Annotated in this window: 14 protein-coding genes; 9 read left to right on the forward strand and 5 right to left on the reverse strand. The window is 64.5% G+C overall.

The annotated features are described in order from the left end of the window. Window positions 1–2: 2 nt before the first annotated feature. The 3 genes from BLW09_RS15925 to BLW09_RS15935 all read right to left on the reverse strand — a co-directional run bounded on the left by BLW09_RS15925 (window position 3) and on the right by BLW09_RS15935 (window position 4,047). Window positions 3–1,274 carry a Glu/Leu/Phe/Val family dehydrogenase gene (locus tag BLW09_RS15925; protein ID WP_089914939.1) on the reverse strand — a complete coding sequence of 424 codons (1,272 nt, stop codon included), beginning with the start codon at window positions 1,272–1,274 and terminating at the stop codon, window positions 3–5. Window positions 1,275–1,493: 219 nt separating this feature from the next. Beyond that, window positions 1,494–2,738 carry an acyl-CoA dehydrogenase family protein gene (locus tag BLW09_RS15930; RefSeq protein WP_089914942.1) on the reverse strand — a complete coding sequence of 415 codons (1,245 nt, stop codon included), beginning with the start codon at window positions 2,736–2,738 and terminating at the stop codon, window positions 1,494–1,496. A 229-nt stretch (window positions 2,739–2,967) separates the two neighbouring features. Continuing rightward, complete coding sequence (locus BLW09_RS15935; RefSeq protein WP_157696974.1) at window positions 2,968–4,047, reverse strand: ROK family transcriptional regulator; 1,080 nt, start codon at window positions 4,045–4,047, stop codon at window positions 2,968–2,970. Between the two features lie 104 nt (window positions 4,048–4,151). On the opposite strand from BLW09_RS15935, the gene BLW09_RS15940 reads away from it, so the two are divergent. From BLW09_RS15940 to BLW09_RS15955, 4 genes are read left to right on the forward strand one after another with little or no spacing between them, the layout of a single operon-like run. After that, on the forward strand, window positions 4,152–5,183 hold the full coding sequence (locus BLW09_RS15940) for an iron-containing alcohol dehydrogenase (protein WP_089914948.1): 1,032 nt from the start codon (window positions 4,152–4,154) through the stop codon (window positions 5,181–5,183). After that, window positions 5,176–6,084, forward strand: coding sequence for an ROK family protein (locus BLW09_RS15945; protein ID WP_089914951.1), 909 nt, complete (start codon window positions 5,176–5,178; stop codon window positions 6,082–6,084). Before BLW09_RS15940 ends, BLW09_RS15945 begins: the two co-directional genes overlap by 8 nt. Further along, complete coding sequence (locus BLW09_RS15950) at window positions 6,075–6,839, forward strand: glucosamine-6-phosphate deaminase (RefSeq protein ID WP_089914955.1); 765 nt, start codon at window positions 6,075–6,077, stop codon at window positions 6,837–6,839. Before BLW09_RS15945 ends, BLW09_RS15950 begins: the two co-directional genes overlap by 10 nt. Before the next feature lie 50 nt (window positions 6,840–6,889). After that, complete coding sequence (locus BLW09_RS15955) at window positions 6,890–8,311, forward strand: amino acid permease (RefSeq protein ID WP_089877454.1); 1,422 nt, start codon at window positions 6,890–6,892, stop codon at window positions 8,309–8,311. Window positions 8,312–8,426: 115 nt separating this feature from the next. On the opposite strand, the gene BLW09_RS15960 is transcribed toward BLW09_RS15955, so the two are convergent. After that, entirely contained in the window at window positions 8,427–9,440 is a 1,014-nt protein-coding gene (locus BLW09_RS15960; protein WP_157694684.1) for an ROK family protein, read from the reverse strand. Continuing rightward, complete coding sequence (locus tag BLW09_RS15965) at window positions 9,437–10,504, reverse strand: ROK family protein (RefSeq protein WP_157696976.1); 1,068 nt, start codon at window positions 10,502–10,504, stop codon at window positions 9,437–9,439. Before BLW09_RS15965 ends, BLW09_RS15960 begins: the two co-directional genes overlap by 4 nt. 306 nt (window positions 10,505–10,810) lie before the next feature. Here BLW09_RS15965 and BLW09_RS15970 point away from each other — a divergent pair, with 306 nt between their 5' ends. From BLW09_RS15970 to nagB, 5 genes are all read left to right on the forward strand, one after another. Next, the gene (locus tag BLW09_RS15970) at window positions 10,811–11,827 is read left to right on the forward strand and encodes a Gfo/Idh/MocA family protein (RefSeq protein ID WP_089914963.1); all 1,017 of its coding nucleotides are present in this window, start codon (window positions 10,811–10,813) and stop codon (window positions 11,825–11,827) included. Window positions 11,828–11,860: 33 nt separating this feature from the next. Next, window positions 11,861–13,207, forward strand: coding sequence for an ABC transporter substrate-binding protein (locus BLW09_RS15975; RefSeq protein ID WP_089877466.1), 1,347 nt, complete (start codon window positions 11,861–11,863; stop codon window positions 13,205–13,207). Between the two features lie 63 nt (window positions 13,208–13,270). Continuing rightward, the gene (locus BLW09_RS15980; protein WP_157694685.1) at window positions 13,271–14,203 is read left to right on the forward strand and encodes a carbohydrate ABC transporter permease; all 933 of its coding nucleotides are present in this window, start codon (window positions 13,271–13,273) and stop codon (window positions 14,201–14,203) included. Then, window positions 14,200–15,081, forward strand: coding sequence for a carbohydrate ABC transporter permease (locus tag BLW09_RS15985; RefSeq protein WP_157694686.1), 882 nt, complete (start codon window positions 14,200–14,202; stop codon window positions 15,079–15,081). The genes BLW09_RS15980 and BLW09_RS15985 overlap by 4 nt, the downstream gene beginning before the upstream one ends. A 59-nt stretch (window positions 15,082–15,140) precedes the next feature. Further along, a complete protein-coding gene (nagB, locus tag BLW09_RS15990) occupies window positions 15,141–15,926 on the forward strand; it encodes a glucosamine-6-phosphate deaminase (protein ID WP_089914966.1) in 786 nt (261 codons plus the stop codon). Window positions 15,927–16,003 lie beyond the last annotated feature (77 nt).

Consider the following 16,003-nt stretch of genomic DNA (forward strand, 5'->3'; position numbering starts at 1 on the left):
CCTCACGGGTACATGCCACGAAGACGGTGTGCTTCGGCGACCCGCTCGACGGCGAGCGCGGTCGCGGCTTCGCGCAAGGTCAGCCGGCGCTTATTGGAATAGTCGAGGACATTGCGCCAGGTCGAGAGCATCCGCGAACGGAGCCGGGATTCGACTTCTTCCACTCCCCACCAGTAGGCCTGGTTGGCCTGTACCCACTCGAAGTAGGAGACGATCACCCCGCCGGAGTTGGCGAGAATGTCGGGGACGACCAACTGGTCGTTGGCGACGAAGATCCGGTCCGCGGCCGTGGTGGTCGGCCCATTCGCTCCCTCGACGATGACGCGGGCGGTGATCCGTGGTGCGTTCTGGGCGGTGAGCACACCTTCGACTGCGGCAGGGATCAAGAGGTCGACGTGCAGTTCGAGCGCGGCGGAGGCGTCGATCGGCTCGGAACCGGCGAAGCCGACCACGGATCCGGTGGCGTCCACATGTGCGCCGAGGCGGTCCGGATCGATCCCGCCTGCGTTGTAGATGGCACCGTATTGGTCGGCTATCGCCACCACCCGCGCCCCCGCTTCGGTCAGGAACCGGGTTGCGTCGCGGCCGACCTTGCCGAAGCCTTGCACGACGGTAGTGGCACCGATGCAGGAGATGCCGCGGTGCTGGAGGGCGGCGAGGGCCACGTGCGCCACGCCGCGAGAGGTTGCGCTGGCACGGCCCAGGGAGCCGCCGAGGGCCAGCGGCTTGCCCGTCACCACGCCGGGAACCGTGTATCCGGTGGCGACGGAGTAGGTGTCCATGATCCAGGCCATGGTCTTCTCCGACGTCCCGATATCGGGAGCCGGGATGTCGCGCTCCGGACCGATTATGGGGAGGATCTCGCTGGTGTAGCGCCGCGTGACGCGTTCGAGTTCGGCCTCGGAGTGGGCGCGAGGGTCGATGGTGATGCCGCCTTTTGCTCCGCCATACGGGATGTCGACGAGCGCGCACTTCCAGGTCATCCACATCGCGAGGGCGCGGACCTCATCGAGGGTGACATCGGGGCTGTAGCGAAGTCCGCCTTTCGCCGGCCCTCGTGAGAGGTTGTGCTGCACCCGGTGACCGGTGAAGACCCGGATGCTGCCGTCGTCGGTTCGCAGCGGAACTGACACGGTCATCTCGCGACGAGGCGTAGCTAACATGTCTCGGATACCGGAGTCGTACCCCAGACTGGCAATCGCGGCATCCAACTGGGAGGTTGCGTCAGCGAGCGGGTTGGCAGTGGTCCGTCGTGCGGTCTCCATCGAGAGCATCGCGGGTCCTCCTCAGGGGTCGGTTGCGTCTCACGGTAGGGTCGGGACACGCTCGACCGATTAGACAAGTCGTCGACCCGGTACGCGCGAAATATACATGGCGTCTAGCGGATGGTTGGGCCGAGTAGCGGTCCCTGCCTGGGCGAACACCCCGCCTCTACGACGAAACGGCGGCTGATGATCAGCCGCCGTTTCAGGCTCCTCACCGCCTGTGCGACCTCACGTATACCAGGTGGGCTCAGGGATCTGGTTGAGGAGGACGTACTCGCCCACTTCACGCTTCTTGTATGCGATCGGATCGTGCAGGCTGTGCGTGCGAAGGTTGCGCCAGAAGATGTCCAACCCGACGGAACTCGCCGAGGCCCGGGCGCCGGCGAGCTCGTAAATCTTGGTGGCCACCTCCAGGCCATCGTCGACGATCCGCAGCTTCCCAGCTGCGATGCGCACCGCGACCTCACCACGGCGCCGCTCCGACAGGCCTTCTCGCGGCGCGTGCAGCAGGGCACTGATCTCCGCGCCCGCAACATCGAGCAGCGCCTCGTCGGCCCAGAGCTTCGACTGCAGCTCCCCGTACCCTTCGAGCAAGTACCACTCCTCGCCGGCCCGCTGTTTGTTATCGCCTCCATACGGCCACGGGCGGGTGGTGGAGCGGGTGTACGAGGAACCGGCTTCTAGCGCTCCTTGCGCGATACCGAGGTAGAAGTTGGCGAAGACCAGCTGGATCGTGGGGACGTTGAGGGTGTTGTAGACCAGCGGCTGGAACTCCCTATCGACGAACCCGGCCGCGGCTGTCCAGGGCACTCGCACATCCCGGATCTCCACGGACCCGGATTCGGTGAGCCGCTGTCCCAGGCTGTCCCAGTCGCCGGCGAAGACGATGCCCTCCTGTGCCGTTGGGACGATGGCGAAGATGTGCGTTTCCGCGCCTTCGAGGACCCCTTCGAGCACCGTGAGGTCCGAGATCTGACCGCCGGTCGAGAACGACTTCCGCCCCGAGTAGACGAGTTCATCGCCGTCTTCGCGGATGGTGAGGTCGGAGTCCCGGGGATTGACCGCACCGCCGAAGACAAAGTTGTTTGTCGTGTAGAGCTCCTCGACGGCGGCGATCTGCTCCTCGGTGGCGACCAGGCGTGCGGCCCAGGCCCAGAGATAGTGGTAACCGAGCACCTGGCCGATCGAACCGTCGCCCCGGGCTACAGCTCTGATGACCTTGTACGCGGTGTCCCAGCTCTCCCCGGCGCCACCGTGCTCACGGGGTCCGAGGAGGGTGACGAGCCCGGACTCCTTAAGGAGCTGCACCTCCGTGTAAGGAGTGGCATTGGCGCGGTCGCGCTCGAGGGCGTCGACAGACAGGATGTCAGCGACTTCCTGTGCCCTGCGGATCCATCCCGCGCTGTCGTGAGGGCGTCCTTCGTCCCGCCAGCGTGGGGCGGGAGCTTCTATCGCGGGATTCGTGATCGTCATGGCCTTGCCTTTCCGTCGCGCCATCGCCTGACCGTGGGAGCCCGTCGCTCCCAGGACAAGCAACCCCGTTGGGCGACTTGTCCTTGTATCAGGTGGCTGAGCGCTGACTATCCCGGCGCCCGGCACCTTCGGTCGAGCGAGCGTTGCGGAATGTGACCTCCGAATGGAAGGCCGGCAGTCGGGATCGCTCGGGCGCGCACGTCCATTGGGCGCCGTCGCCGTCGCCCAATCACCCCAGAACGGTATTCAAGAGATGCAACCGCGCGTCGGCCACCGCCCCGATAAGCACAGCGTCCGTGCCCAGCGGAGACGCCTCGATTCTGACTTCGAAGGGCACGATCGCGCCAACAGCCGAGCGGACACCCTCGATCAACCCGGGAGACGCCGCACGCGCCCCGCCAAGTACGACCAGTTCAGGGTCCAGAATCGCGTGAACGCTGAGGATCGTGCGCGCAAGCAGGGGAATGAGCTCGGCGTTGCTCCGCACGTCGGCGTTTGCTACGGCAACTTCCAGCGCACCGCGGGCATGCACTTCCGGGTCGTGTAAGTCCGCACCGATTGGCAGGTACGCGATCTCGCCGGCGAATCCGCGTGCGCCGCGCAGAATGTGCCCATCGCTGACGATACCCATACCGACCCCGGCCGCGAGGTAGACCGCCGCATAGTTCTTCGACGGAAACGCCGCCCCGCGCCACCCTTCCCCCAGGGCGGCAAGGTTGGCATCGTTCTCGATGGCGATCTCGACTTCGTCTCCCAGTTGCAGCCGGCGAGTCAGTTGCAGCCCTTCCAGCGAGGGAACCGTCGGGGAAAGCGCGATGGCTGCGCCTGAATCGGTCAACGAGCCAGGCACCGCAAGCGTCAGCGTCTTGACGTCTTCCGCCCGGGAGCCAGCTCGGGTGTGCACCTCGGAGAACACGTTGCGCACCACATCGACGAGGTCGTTCCGGTCGGTCGGCGTGGGAAGCGCGACGGGTTCGATGCTGCGATTCCCGGTGATGTCTGTAAGCGCGCCACGCACGAACGACGCACCGATCTCAATCCCCAGCGCGAGACCGATTCCGTCCGAGAAGTGGAAGGTCTGACGTTCTCGGCCTTCGATGAGTTCGGTCGCGGTCCTGAGGTGACCCTGCTCGGCCAGGTTCTCCAGAAGGGCTCCGGCGGTCGGTTTTGAAAGGCCGGTTGACGCTGCAATCGCCGCTCTGCTCGAAGGTCCCGAATCGTAGATGGCGCGAAGCACCGCGCGTTCGTTGTGTCGACGCACGATTTCGTGGCGCCCCTGATGCCCCAGTTTGATTGCTTCGTCGCTCACCTCACAATCTTCCCGCATTCCGATCACGTTAATAGTATTGACTTGCTCCGTTCGATGATGCACACTCTCAGATACTCGATAGGACGGAGGCGCACGTGCGCGAAATGAACACGATCTTCGGGCGAGGACTCATCGGAGAGCTCCCCAAGATCGCAAACGGACCCCTGGTGGTCGTCTCCATGCCGGATCTCACGCACCTCTACCGTGACGTCGCCGGATTCGAGGGGGCGATGGAGCTGACGGCCGGTCTCGACCGCACGCACCTGGAGAAGCTGGTCGACCGCGTCCGGGACGCCGGGACCATCATCGGTATCGGCGGAGGACAGGCGATTGACACGGCCAAATACCTGGCCTGGCGTACCGGCAAGCCGCTGTTCCAGGTGCCGACGGCGTTGAGCGTCAACGCACCGTGGGGCCACCGAAGTGCGGTGCGCACAGGGGGCATCGTCTCGTACGTGGGCTGGGCTGTGCCCGAGGCGATCTTCGTCGATTTCGACCTGATTCGGTCGGCGCCAGCCCTTCTGTCCCGCTCCGGCGCCGCGGACGTGCTGTGCTACCACACGGCGCTCTGGGACTGGAAGTTCGCCGCCTCGGAAGGCAGGGTCGAGGCCCAGTGGCCCTATGACGAGCGGCTGGCTGCGGCATCACGCGAGGCCTATGAGCGCATCGTTGACAATGCCCAGGCGATCCACGATCTCACCGACGACGGCATCCGGCACCTGGTCGCCTCGCTCAGCTACGGCGGGAGCGCGTTTGCGAACGCTGGATGGAATCCTCGTCACATCGAGGGCGCCGATCACTTCCTCTTCTACGCACTCGAGTACGTCACCGGGAAATCCTTCCTGCACGGTCAGGCTGTCGGCCTCGGCATCTTGATCGCGAGCGCCCTGCAGGACAACGAACCGGACAGGATCCGAGGTGTTCTCGACACCCTCGAGGTGCCCTATCGTCCCGCTGACATGGGTGTGACCTGGGAAGACGTGGACCGCGCATTCGACGCCGTACCCGAAGTCATCCAGCGCAGTGGACTCTGGTACACCGTCCTCTCGGCTCGCGAGCTCACGCCGGGATTCCGCAACGCCATTCGTACGTGGATCCAGTCAGAGCCGGGAACACCGTGGTCCCGCGATGTCTGAGGTCAATCCGGTAGACCACACCGAGTGCGTTCTCGCGATCGACTTCGGCGGGACCAAGATCGATGTCGCCGTCGCGACACCCGCGGGCGTCCTGTTGCGCCGTGAGCGACACGCGATCGATCACTCGGCGTCGGCGCAAGCGATCGTGGAGGACGCCTTCGCCCGCGCACTGCACCTGGCCGACTGGGCAACGCAGGAGTTCGGAGCAGCGGTTTCGGCAGCAGCCATCGCAAGCCCGGGCATCGTCCAGGAGCAGGGCATCGACCTCGCCCCGAACGTCGGCGGTTGGACGTCATTGCGTCTTCCCGAAACCGCCCGGCGCACACTTCAGCTTCCCTTCGTCATCGGAAACGATGTGAACTTCGCCACTCAGGCCGAGCTCACCTCCGGGGCACTTCGGGGAGTCCGGAACGGCGTATACCTCGGTCTCGGAACCGGAATCGGCGCCGGCCTCGTCGTCGGCGGCCGCCTCGTAAGAGGGCAGAACGGGATCGCAGGCGAGATCGGCTACATCCGGACCCGGTCAGGGTCGATCCTGGAGGACCAGATCGGCGGCAGAGCGATCGAAGCGTCCGCGGCGGCCGTAGCGGGCCGAGAAGTTCGAGCGAGCGAAGTCTTCGAATCCGCAACAGGTCCCCTCGCCGCGGTGGCGGTGAGAGCGGTCGACGCGCTGACCGAGGTGATCGAGAACATCGTCTGGATGCTCGACCCAGAGCGAATCGTCGTCGGCGGCGGGGTCAGCTCAGCCCCATCGTTGATTCACGACCTGAAGCTCACGTTGTCCGGCCACCCCTACCCCGTGGACATCCGCGCCGGAGAATTCGTCCACGACGCGGTCGTGCGCGGGTTGGCCATCGCGGCAGGCGAGCTCGCCCTCCGAAAGGAACCATCATGGAGCTGATCGTCGCGGACGACCCCTCGGCTGTCGGGCGCATGGCAGCCGACGAAATCGCAAAGCACATGTCCGGGCGGCGGGAGTTCCGGCTCGGTGTCGCCACCGGATCCTCACCTCTGGCCACCTATGTCAGCCTCGCCGAGAACCACCGCACGCTCTTCGACACTGTTGACATCAACGCTTTCGCCCTCGACGAGTACATCGGGCTCCCGCAGGGTTCTCCCGCGACCTATCGTCAGACCCTCCTTCAGACCTTCGCCCGTCCGCTCGGGCTTCCCGACGAAGCGCTGCACACACCGGATGCCTGGGCGCCTGACCCACACGCGGCAGCCCGGCGCTACGACGAGCTGGTGAGAGACGCAGCAGTGGATTTGCAGCTCTTAGGGATCGGAGTAAACGGGCACATCGGTTTCAACGAACCCTTCAGCAGCCTGTCCAGCCGAACCCACGTCGCCGAGCTGACCGAACAGACCCGCCGTGACAATAGCCGATTCTTCCCCTCGCTGTCCGAGGTCCCCACCCACTGCATCACCCAAGGCGTCGGCACGATTCTGAACGCCGCCACCCTGCTGCTGGTCGCCCATGGCGCTGCGAAAGCTGATGCTCTCGCAGACGCCATACTCGGCCCAGTGACCTGGGCGTGCCCCGCCTCCGCCCTGCAACTCCACCCCGACGTGATCATCATCGCGGACATCCAGGCGGCAATGAAGCTCATCAATGCCGGCCCTGCCGCCACCCCGCGACAGCCTGCACGCACCTGACCGAATCCCTTTCGCCCCACCCCCAACCATTCACGCAAAGGAGCACCAGAATGTCATCATCCGAGAACCCGACCCTCGTCGACGGCGAGGAAACGACCCAGTTCGGATACAAATCGGAACTGCGAAGAACGCTCGGCTTCTTCTCCACATTCGCCGTGTCGTTCTCCCTCATGTCGATCACCACCGGCCTGTTCGCCAATTACGGCTTCGGCCTCAACGCTGCGGGGCCGGTCTTCGTCTGGACCTGGCCCATCGTCGGCCTAGGCAACGTGCTCATCGCCCTGACACTGGCCCACCTCGCGACCCGCGTTCCGCTCGCCGGTTACGCCTACCAATGGTCCGCCCGCATGGTCAGCCTCGGGTATGGCTGGTTCCCCGGATGGCTCGCGTTGGTCGGCTGGCTCACCGGGACCGCCGGGGTCGCCTATGCGTTCGCGTCCTACTTCTGCCCGTTCGTAGGAATGGGCTCGAGCACCGGGACAATCGTCGCCGTCACTATCGTCACCCTCGTTGCCTGGGCGGTCATCCACCTTGTCGGGCTGCGGTTCGCCAGCGCCCTGAACAACTTCTCCGTCGTCGCGGAAATTGTCGGCACCCTCCTGGTGGGGCTGGCCCTGTTCGTGTGGGTCTTCCTCAACGGCGGCACACACGTAGACCTCTTCAGCAACACCGGCGCCGCGACAGCCGGCTTGGGCGGGTTCGCACTGTCCTCGCTGACGGCCGCATACACACTGACCGGATTCGAAGGCGCCGCGGATCTCGCCGAAGAAAGCGGAAAACCGACAAAATCCGTTCCGAAGGCGATCGTGAACTCCGTCTTGATCTCCGCCATCGGAGGATTCGTCGTCCTACTCGGCTTCACGTTGGCCATCCCGAACGTCCAAGAGATCCAGGCATCGCCGACGCCGCTGCTGGCGATCGTCGAAGCGCATTTCGGGAACGTGGTGTCCTCGCTCTTCATGGTCCTGGTGTTCATCGCCATCTTCGCCTGCGGGCTCATCAACCTCGCAGCCGTCTCTCGTCTTGGCTGGTCCATGGCTCGCGATTCCGTGCTGCCCGGCTCCAAGCACCTGGTGAAGGTGAGCACCATCAACCGGGTGCCGTACGTGGCGATCATCGCAGCCACCGTCATCTCCATCCTGTTCACCCTCGGCGCACAAATCGAAGCCATCATCACCAGCGTGTCCTCGGTCGCCGTCTACACCTCCTACGCGCTGATCATCATCGCGGGCATGTGGAATAGGACCGGCATCGTGCAGCCCGCCGACGGCTTCAGCCTCGGCCGCTGGTTCAAGCCGATCGGCGTGCTGGCGATCCTCTGGATCATCGTGATGGATTTGGCGCTCACCCTGCCTGCTCAGAACAACGTCGCCGGATACTCCGGACTGGTCGTTCTCGCACTCGGCGTCCTGTGGTACTTCATCCGCATCCGGCCCCTGGCGCGAACCCGGGCACAACTCGATCGACCCTGAGGTTCCCCAGAAGACAGCGGTCAAGCCATGACTGCACCGGCCCCGGAGCGGGGCCGGTGCAGCGTCTTCCGAGTGGCTGTCGCGCCACGGGATGCCCGCCCGGAAGCCTTAACCGCTACGCGTCCAGCTCGTCGGCTGAAACCGTGACGGCCCCGGGCCGACGCGACGCCGACCGTGACCGGGCGGATAGTTCGGCGGACAAGGTGCGCAACTGCGACACCGAAAAGCTGCGCTGCGATGCGAGGAAGGTCGCTCCGACCACGCCGGCATCGCGGCCCAATCGCGAAGTCACGACCGTGGGGGCAACACGCCAGGTGAACAGCTCCGCCAGTTTGGTCCGTACCGGGTCAAGAAGCCTCGACCCGGCAAGAGATAGACCTCCGCCCAACACCACGAGCTCCGGATCGGTGAGAGCAATCGTCGTGTGCAGCCCCCGACTGAGAGCATCGACCGCCTCTCCCCAGATGGCGGCGGCGAGAGGTTCGACCTCGATGCGCTCCACCAAGGTCTTCACGCTGATGGTCTCGCCGCCCCTGGCCACATATCTGCGACGGATCGAAGCCGTCCCGGCGTATGCCTCCACGCATCCATGCTGTCCGCAGGTACAGAGCTCACCTGCCGGATACACGATCGTGTGTCCGATCTCACCGCTCGCGCCTGTCCGACCAGTGATGAGGGTGCCGCGGTCGTACATCGCTGCTGCAATGCCGGTACCAAGAGGGATGAACGCGATCGATGTCGCCGCCGAGATCCCCCGGACGGCAATTTCGGCCAGCGCGGCCGTGCGAGCGTCGTGCTCGAGAAAGACCGGTATGCCATGGCGGCGCCGCAAGATCGCGACCAGCGGCAGGCGGTCCCAGTCGAGGTTCGCCGCAAATCGCACTTCCCCTTCAACAGGGTCGACGATGCCGGGGGTGCAGACACCGACGGCAGCGACGGTCCGCCCGGATGCTGTGAGCCGGGAGTGCAGGTCATCGATCGTCGCACTCAGGGTCTTCAGTGCGCTGCCGTCGACCCGGAAGGTCGCCGACCGCGTCGAGGTGATCAGATGACCACCGGAGTCAGCGGCAATCGCTTTGATCGTCGTTCCGCCGACATCCACGCCGATATAGGCGGCGTCCGCGCTCACCGCGCTCCGCCGGTCTCGGACTCTCCGACCAGCTGGTCCACCCGATGCGGGTGAAGCACAGAATCCAGGGCGAGGCGAAGCCCGCCCATGCTTGCCAGGCCCGTGTCGATCCGTGCGGAGCGAACATCGAGGTCCTCCGTGACCAGGGGAAGGCACGTGCGGAAGAGTTCGGCCCGCAACGCGGCCACGAGTGGTCCACTGTTCGACATCGTCCCGCCGAGGACGACATCGTGCGGGTTGAAAAAGTTCACGAAAGCCGAGAGGGCGGCGCCGATCTCGCGCCCGGCCTCCCGGAGGACCTCCACTACCTGGGGATCGCCGTCGGCGCCCAGCTGCACGAGTTCGGCCGTGTCGGCGATGGTGCGCCCACTCTGTCGAAGCCGCGCAACGAGAGCGCCACCACTGGCCACGGACTCCAGGCAGTTCGGCACGCTGCACGAACAGGGGATCGATGCTTCCCCAGAGGCCCGTGTGTGCGAGATCTCTCCGGCGGCACCGTTGAAGCCACGGTGGACGACGCCTGCGCTGATGATGCCGCTACCGATTCGTGTTCCCAGCTTCACCGCCAGCACGTGGGCTTCGTGCAGATCACCGCCGGCAGGGCACTCTGCGATGGCATAGAGGTTCGCATCGTTCTCCACGTGCACGGGAACGCTGGTGTGCAGTGCGAACCAGTCGGCCAGGCGGACCTGGTTCCACGACGGCATGAATGCCGGGGACACGATACGTCCATCGGGTTGGGAGACGGGGGCCGGGATACCGACGGCGAGCCCCCGGAGGCTCGACATCTCACGCCCCACCGTGGCCGCCATCGCCTCGATCTCGCTCCACAACCGGTCGACGGTGATCCCGGGGTCGGCGTCGATCAGCTCGGAAGAGCGCTGCTCGTCAGAGAGCACATTGCCGGCGAGATCAGCGATGGCCACCCGAACGTGGCTGGCGCCGATGTCCACGGCGGCCACGATCCCGGAGCGCCCATCCACTTTCAGGTGACGCGCTTTGCGGCCACCGTGCGCGCCGGTACCCGTCTCGGTCAGCACGCCCAGGCGCAGCAGGTCGTTCACTCGGAGACCCACCGTGGAAGGCGCCAATCCGGTGATTCGTGCCAGGTCAGATCGTGATCTGGCGTGACCCGAGCGAACCAGCTGCAGCAGATTTCCCGGGGTGCCCAGCGCCGGCGTCGTCGACGGGAGCGGAGAAAGAGTCGTCATGGTTTCTACTCTATCGTTCGATGATCGAAAATATCTACGCGAAAATCGTATTGTTATTGTCGGAGTTCATAGAGTAACGTACGACGAATCAAGTAAACCTGCCCGCACCGCAGCCGCTGTAGCAGGACCGCGGCTGGCGATCACAGAAACAGGAATGTCATGGACGCCATCAACCCGAGAGTGCTCATCGTGGGCGCCGGCCTTCGCGGGCGAATCTTCGCCGATGTCATCGCCGGCGATCCCGAGACCGAACTCGTCGGATTCGTCGATCCCGCCTTCCCGGCCGGGTCCGTAGCGATCGGAGAGCGCCAGTTCCCCGTGTGGCCCAACCTGGTGACAGCCTTCGACCAGGTCAGCCCGAACGCCGCGATCATCGCGACGCCCGATTTCCTTCACGCGGACGCCGTGGTCGCGCTCGCCAACCGAGGCGTGGCGATCATGCTGGAGAAGCCGGTCGCCACCTCGGTGGAGGACACCCAGCGCATCAGCGAAGCCGTCGAGACTGCCGGCGTGTACTGCATGGTTGCATTCGAGAACCGATGGAACACGCCCTTCGTGAAGGTGCGCCGGGCGATCGAATCCGGATCGTCCGGGCGTCCGGTCTTCCAGACGGCGAACCTCAGCAACACCTACTTCGTCCCCACCCGCATGCTGGCCTGGGCGGGCAAAAGCTCACCGCTCTGGTTCCTGATGCCGCACACGGTCGACCTTGTCCAGTGGCTCGCCGGCTCGGACATCGTTCGCGTCTTCGCATTGGGAAGCCGAGGCGTCCTCGCCAGCCGAGGCGTGGACACCTGGGATGTCGTGCACGCCCTGGCCGTTCACCAAGACGGCTCCACGTCTTCACTGACCTCTGCGTGGGTGCTTCCCGAAGGCCACCCGGCGCCAGTCGACTTCACCTACGAGTACGTAGGGACCGAAGCGTCCTCTCTCGTAGACGTGGGACGCAGCGGCGTCCAATTCTTCGCCGACCGGCACACCACAGACGGTGTGCTCGACGGTGTATTCGACGGAATCAACAGTGCCGCCCCTGCGTGGATGGCGCGTCGTTTCCTCTCCGATCTGAAGCGGGGCCACGAGCCCGAGACCCCGCTCGCGACTGGAGTGCAAGTGAACAAGGTGCTGTTCGCAATCGAGCGATCGCTCTCGTCTGGCAACAGCGAAGTCGTCCAGTAACACTCACCCGAATACCGAGAGGAATCCCCCACCATGCGACGAATTTCAAAGATTCTCGCCGTCACCGCAGCAAGCGCGCTCATCCTGACAGGATGTAGCACGACCGGAGGAACAGGCGGAGACTCACAGTCCGCCAGTTCCGAGGTCAAGGCCTGGGCGGCAAAGATCAAAGAGAAGTACAACGGCGACACCATCACCATCGCCGCGCAGACCCACCCGAGCACCCAGGCCATGCAGAAGATGACCGACGAGTTCACCAAGCTCACCGGTGTCAATGTCCGATGGGACATTGTCGACCAGAACAGCCTGCAGCAGAAGATCGAGCTCGACTACCAGAGCAACAACGCAGCCTACGACGCCGTGATGGTCGACGGCTTCTGGATGTCCTCGTTCGCCAAGGAGGGCATCGTGCAGGATGTCACCGATCGCCTTGCGAAGACCGACGACAAGTTCTTCGACTACAACGACATCGTCCCCGCCTACAGCAAGGGCCTGCAGGAGGTGAACGGCAAGTCCTACGGCGTCCAGATCGCAGGAGAATCGCGATTCATCGGGTACCGCACAGACATCTTCAAGAAGTACGACAAGACACCTCCGAAGACAATGGCGGAATACCTCAAGGACGCCCAGTTCTTCGCCGGCAAGGAGCCGGGCCTGTACGGCACGTCGATGCGTGGACAGAAGGGCATCCAGTTCGCCTCGGGTCTACTCACGATCATGTACCAGTTCAGCACCGGCTTCTGGGACCCCAAGACCGGAGCCGACCAAATCGCCTCGGATGACAATGTCACCGCTCTGCAGTACTACATCGACCTGCTCAAGACCGCTCCGAAGGATGTCAGCAGCTACACCAACGAAGAAGCTCTCTCGGCCTTCTCCTCCGGTCACACGGCGATGTGGTTCGACGCAACCGCGATCGCGCCCTCGATTCTGGATCCCGACGCCTCCACGGTCGCCGACAAGGTGGCCTTCGTACCACCGCCCACCGGTCCGCGCGGGCAGTACGGCGCACTGGCCGGTTGGGGCCTGAGCCTGGCCGCGCACGCCAAGAACGCGGACGCCGCCTGGGCGTTCATCGAGTACATGACGTCCAAGGCGACCTCGAAGACGTACGTCTCCGACGGCGGCGTTCCGACGCGCACCAGCACGATGAGCAACCCTCAGACGGCAGCCCAGAAGCTGTACTACCCGGCCATGCTCAAGGCTCTCGACGCCTCGAACAACCTGGCTAAGGAAGGCATCAGCTGGCTGCCCAAGGTCGAGAACCTCGACTCCAAGCTGACCACGATCGGCAACTACGGATCGGAAGCCCTCGCTGGGGAGCTCACTGCCAAGGAAGCTCTCGAGAAGGCAAGCGCCGATATCAAGGCCGCCGGCTAGCTCACACTCCAGGAAGGGCGGTTCCCCCGGCCGCCCTTCCTGGTCCCACCAAAGGACCCTGACGTGACTGCAACAACAGACAGCGCACCGAAGCAATTCACCCACGAACTCACCCGGCGAACAACTCGCACCGGCCGTCTCTACATCGCCCCCGCCCTGATCGTCGTCTTGGCCGTCGGAGTACTGCCCGGCCTGTTCCTCTACGGCGTCAGCCTTTTCGACTACAACCGCGGAACACCACTATCCAGTGCGAAGTTCGTCGGCTTCGACAACTACACTCGGCTGCTCTCCGGCTCCGACGGCAACTTCTGGCCCGCCGTCGGTGTCACCATCGCGTTCCTGCTCACCTCCACAGCCACCACCGTCGTTCTCGGAACGATCTTCGCTCTTCTCCTGGATCGCATCCTCGTCGGTCGCAGGCTGTTCACCACCCTCTTCCTCGTCCCCCTTGTAATGGCTCCGGTCATGGCAGGGCTCTTGTGGCGCCTGATGTTCAACGACCTCAATGGGGCACTCAACGCGTTCCTGCGTCCCCTGGGACTCGATCAGGCGTGGCTCGGCTCACCGCCGCTGGCGTTCCTCTCCGTCCTCGCCGTCGAGACCTGGCAGTGGACACCGTTCGTCGCGCTCATCATGTTCGCCGGCATCCGCTCGCTCGACTACCGCCCGAAAGAGGCAGCACAGATCGATGGGGCAAACGCGTGGCAGGTATTCCGCCACATCACCTTCCCGATGCTCCAGCCGATCTTCGGCCTGGTGGTCGCGCTGCGCCTGATCGACTCCGTCAAAGTCTTCGACACCGCGTACGCCCTCACCCAGGGCGGCCCCGGCAAGGCGACGGAGACGCTCGGGCTGATGATCTTCCACTACGGCCTGTACACCTCCGGATGGATCGGGAGAGCGTCGGCCATCGCCGTACTTCTCCTGATCCTGGTCATACTCGTCTCCCAATTCGTCACCAGGTACCTCAAGCGAGCAGAAGGGCTGCAAGGATGACCACCCTCACCGAAACCGCTCCCCCACAAACGTCGCCACAGACCCAGCCCGCCCCTCGAGTGCGCCGCAAACGGCGTTGGTCGGCAGCCCTGATCTACGCGGTCGTCATCATCTGGTCGCTGATCTCCCTCTTCCCCGCCCTGTTCGCCGTCTCCTCCTCGTTCAAGCTGAAGAGGGACGTGCTCCAGCCCCTGAACTTCATCTTCACCCCGACCCTGAACAACTACACCGACCTGTTCGTCGAGAACCACATGGGCGGGTACATCCAGAACAGCATCGTCGTCACCATCGGCTCGGTGATTCCATCTCTGTTCCTGGCCCTCATGGCCGCCTACGGACTGACCCGGTTCGGCCTGAGGAAGGAACGCTCCGTCGCGCTGAACATCCTGTCGTTCCGGATGATCCCTGCGATCGCCGTGGTCATCCCCTTCTTCCTGATCACCCAGTTCATCCACCTTCTGGACACCCCGTGGATCCTCATCATCGCCACGCTCACGATGAACGTCCCGCTCGCGGTGTGGATGCTTCGCGGGTTCATGCGCGATATCCCGGTCGAGATCGACGAAGCGGCGCAGTTGGATGGCGCTTCCCGGTGGCGCATCCTGTGGACCGTCCACTTCCGGCTTCTCGGGCCGGGCATCGTCTCAACCGCCCTGCTCCTCGTCATCCAGACCTGGAATGAGTTCGCGTTCGCCCAGTTCCTGACGTCGGTGAATGCCCGCACCTACCCCACGACGGTGAACTTCTTTATCTCCATCGCCGGCACGGACTTCGGGCAGATGGCCGCCGCGATCACCGTCGGCACCATCCCCGTCTTGATCCTGGCCGCCCTGTTCCAGCGTCGTCTGGTCTCCGGCCTGTCCTACGGCGCCGTCTGATCCAGCACCGGTCAACGGTCACGGTTGTGCCCGGATCTCCCACATCGAAGGGAACACCTGTGACCGAAGTCATCGTGGTGAGCAATGAATACGTCGCGGGAACGCTTGCCGCGGAGGTGCTGCACGAACTCATCAGGCGCAGACCGAATGTGGTCCTCGGCCTGGCAACCGGATCCACACCCCGCCCGGTCTACCAGGCTCTCGCCGCCAGCGTGAAGGCGGCCCGCCTGGACGTCTCCCGGATCCGCGGGTTCGCGCTGGACGAATACGTCGGGCTGCGAACCGGCCACCCGGAAAGCTACCGAGCGGTCATCGATCGCGAAGTGATCGGACCCCTGGGGCTGAATCCGTCGCTCGTTCAGGTCCCGGACGGCTCGGCAGATCGAATCGAGCATTCCGGCGCACGTTACGAAGAAGCCATCACGACCGCAGGGGGTATCGACGCGCAGATTCTCGGGGTCGGAACCGACGGTCACATCGGGTTCAACGAGCCGGGCTCCTCCCTCGCGTCACGCACCCGGGTGAAGACCCTCACCGCCCAGACCCGAGCCGACAACGCGCGCTTCTTCGCATCACTCGAAGAGGTACCCACTCACTGCATCACTCAAGGGCTTGGCACCATCCTGAAAGCCCGACGGCTCCTTCTGCTCGCTTTCGGCGCGAGCAAGGCAGAAGCGATCGCTGGCGCCGTGGAAGGTCCGGTCACGTCGCGCCTTCCGGCGTCGACGATCCAGCTGCACGAGCACGCCACAGTGATCGTCGACGAGGCGGCCGCGTCGCGGCTGGAGAACCTCGAGTACTACCGGTATGCCTACGCGAACAAGCCGCGGTGGCAGGTTCTCTGAGGCCATTGTGATGGGAACGATCCCGGGATCGTTCCCACGCTTTCACCTCGATGTGGCCGTCTGTTTGTGCGCTGTTC

Source organism: Leifsonia sp. 21MFCrub1.1 (assembly GCF_900107895.1).
Lineage (GTDB): Bacteria > Actinomycetota > Actinomycetes > Actinomycetales > Microbacteriaceae > Leifsonia > Leifsonia soli.

What these genes read in the sequence shown, in the direction of transcription:
- BLW09_RS15925 (WP_089914939.1), bottom strand. Translation starts at nt 1,274, where the DNA reads ATGCTCTCGATGGAGACCGCACGACGGACCACTGCCAACCCGCTCGCT.
- BLW09_RS15930 (WP_089914942.1), bottom strand. Translation starts at nt 2,738, where the DNA reads ATGACGATCACGAATCCCGCGATAGAAGCTCCCGCCCCACGCTGGCGG.
- BLW09_RS15940 (WP_089914948.1), top strand. Translation starts at nt 4,152, where the DNA reads ATGAACACGATCTTCGGGCGAGGACTCATCGGAGAGCTCCCCAAGATC.
- BLW09_RS15945 (WP_089914951.1), top strand. Translation starts at nt 5,176, where the DNA reads ATGTCTGAGGTCAATCCGGTAGACCACACCGAGTGCGTTCTCGCGATC.
- BLW09_RS15950 (WP_089914955.1), top strand. Translation starts at nt 6,075, where the DNA reads ATGGAGCTGATCGTCGCGGACGACCCCTCGGCTGTCGGGCGCATGGCA.
- BLW09_RS15955 (WP_089877454.1), top strand. Translation starts at nt 6,890, where the DNA reads ATGTCATCATCCGAGAACCCGACCCTCGTCGACGGCGAGGAAACGACC.
- BLW09_RS15970 (WP_089914963.1), top strand. Translation starts at nt 10,811, where the DNA reads ATGGACGCCATCAACCCGAGAGTGCTCATCGTGGGCGCCGGCCTTCGC.
- BLW09_RS15975 (WP_089877466.1), top strand. Translation starts at nt 11,861, where the DNA reads ATGCGACGAATTTCAAAGATTCTCGCCGTCACCGCAGCAAGCGCGCTC.
- BLW09_RS15985 (WP_157694686.1), top strand. Translation starts at nt 14,200, where the DNA reads ATGACCACCCTCACCGAAACCGCTCCCCCACAAACGTCGCCACAGACC.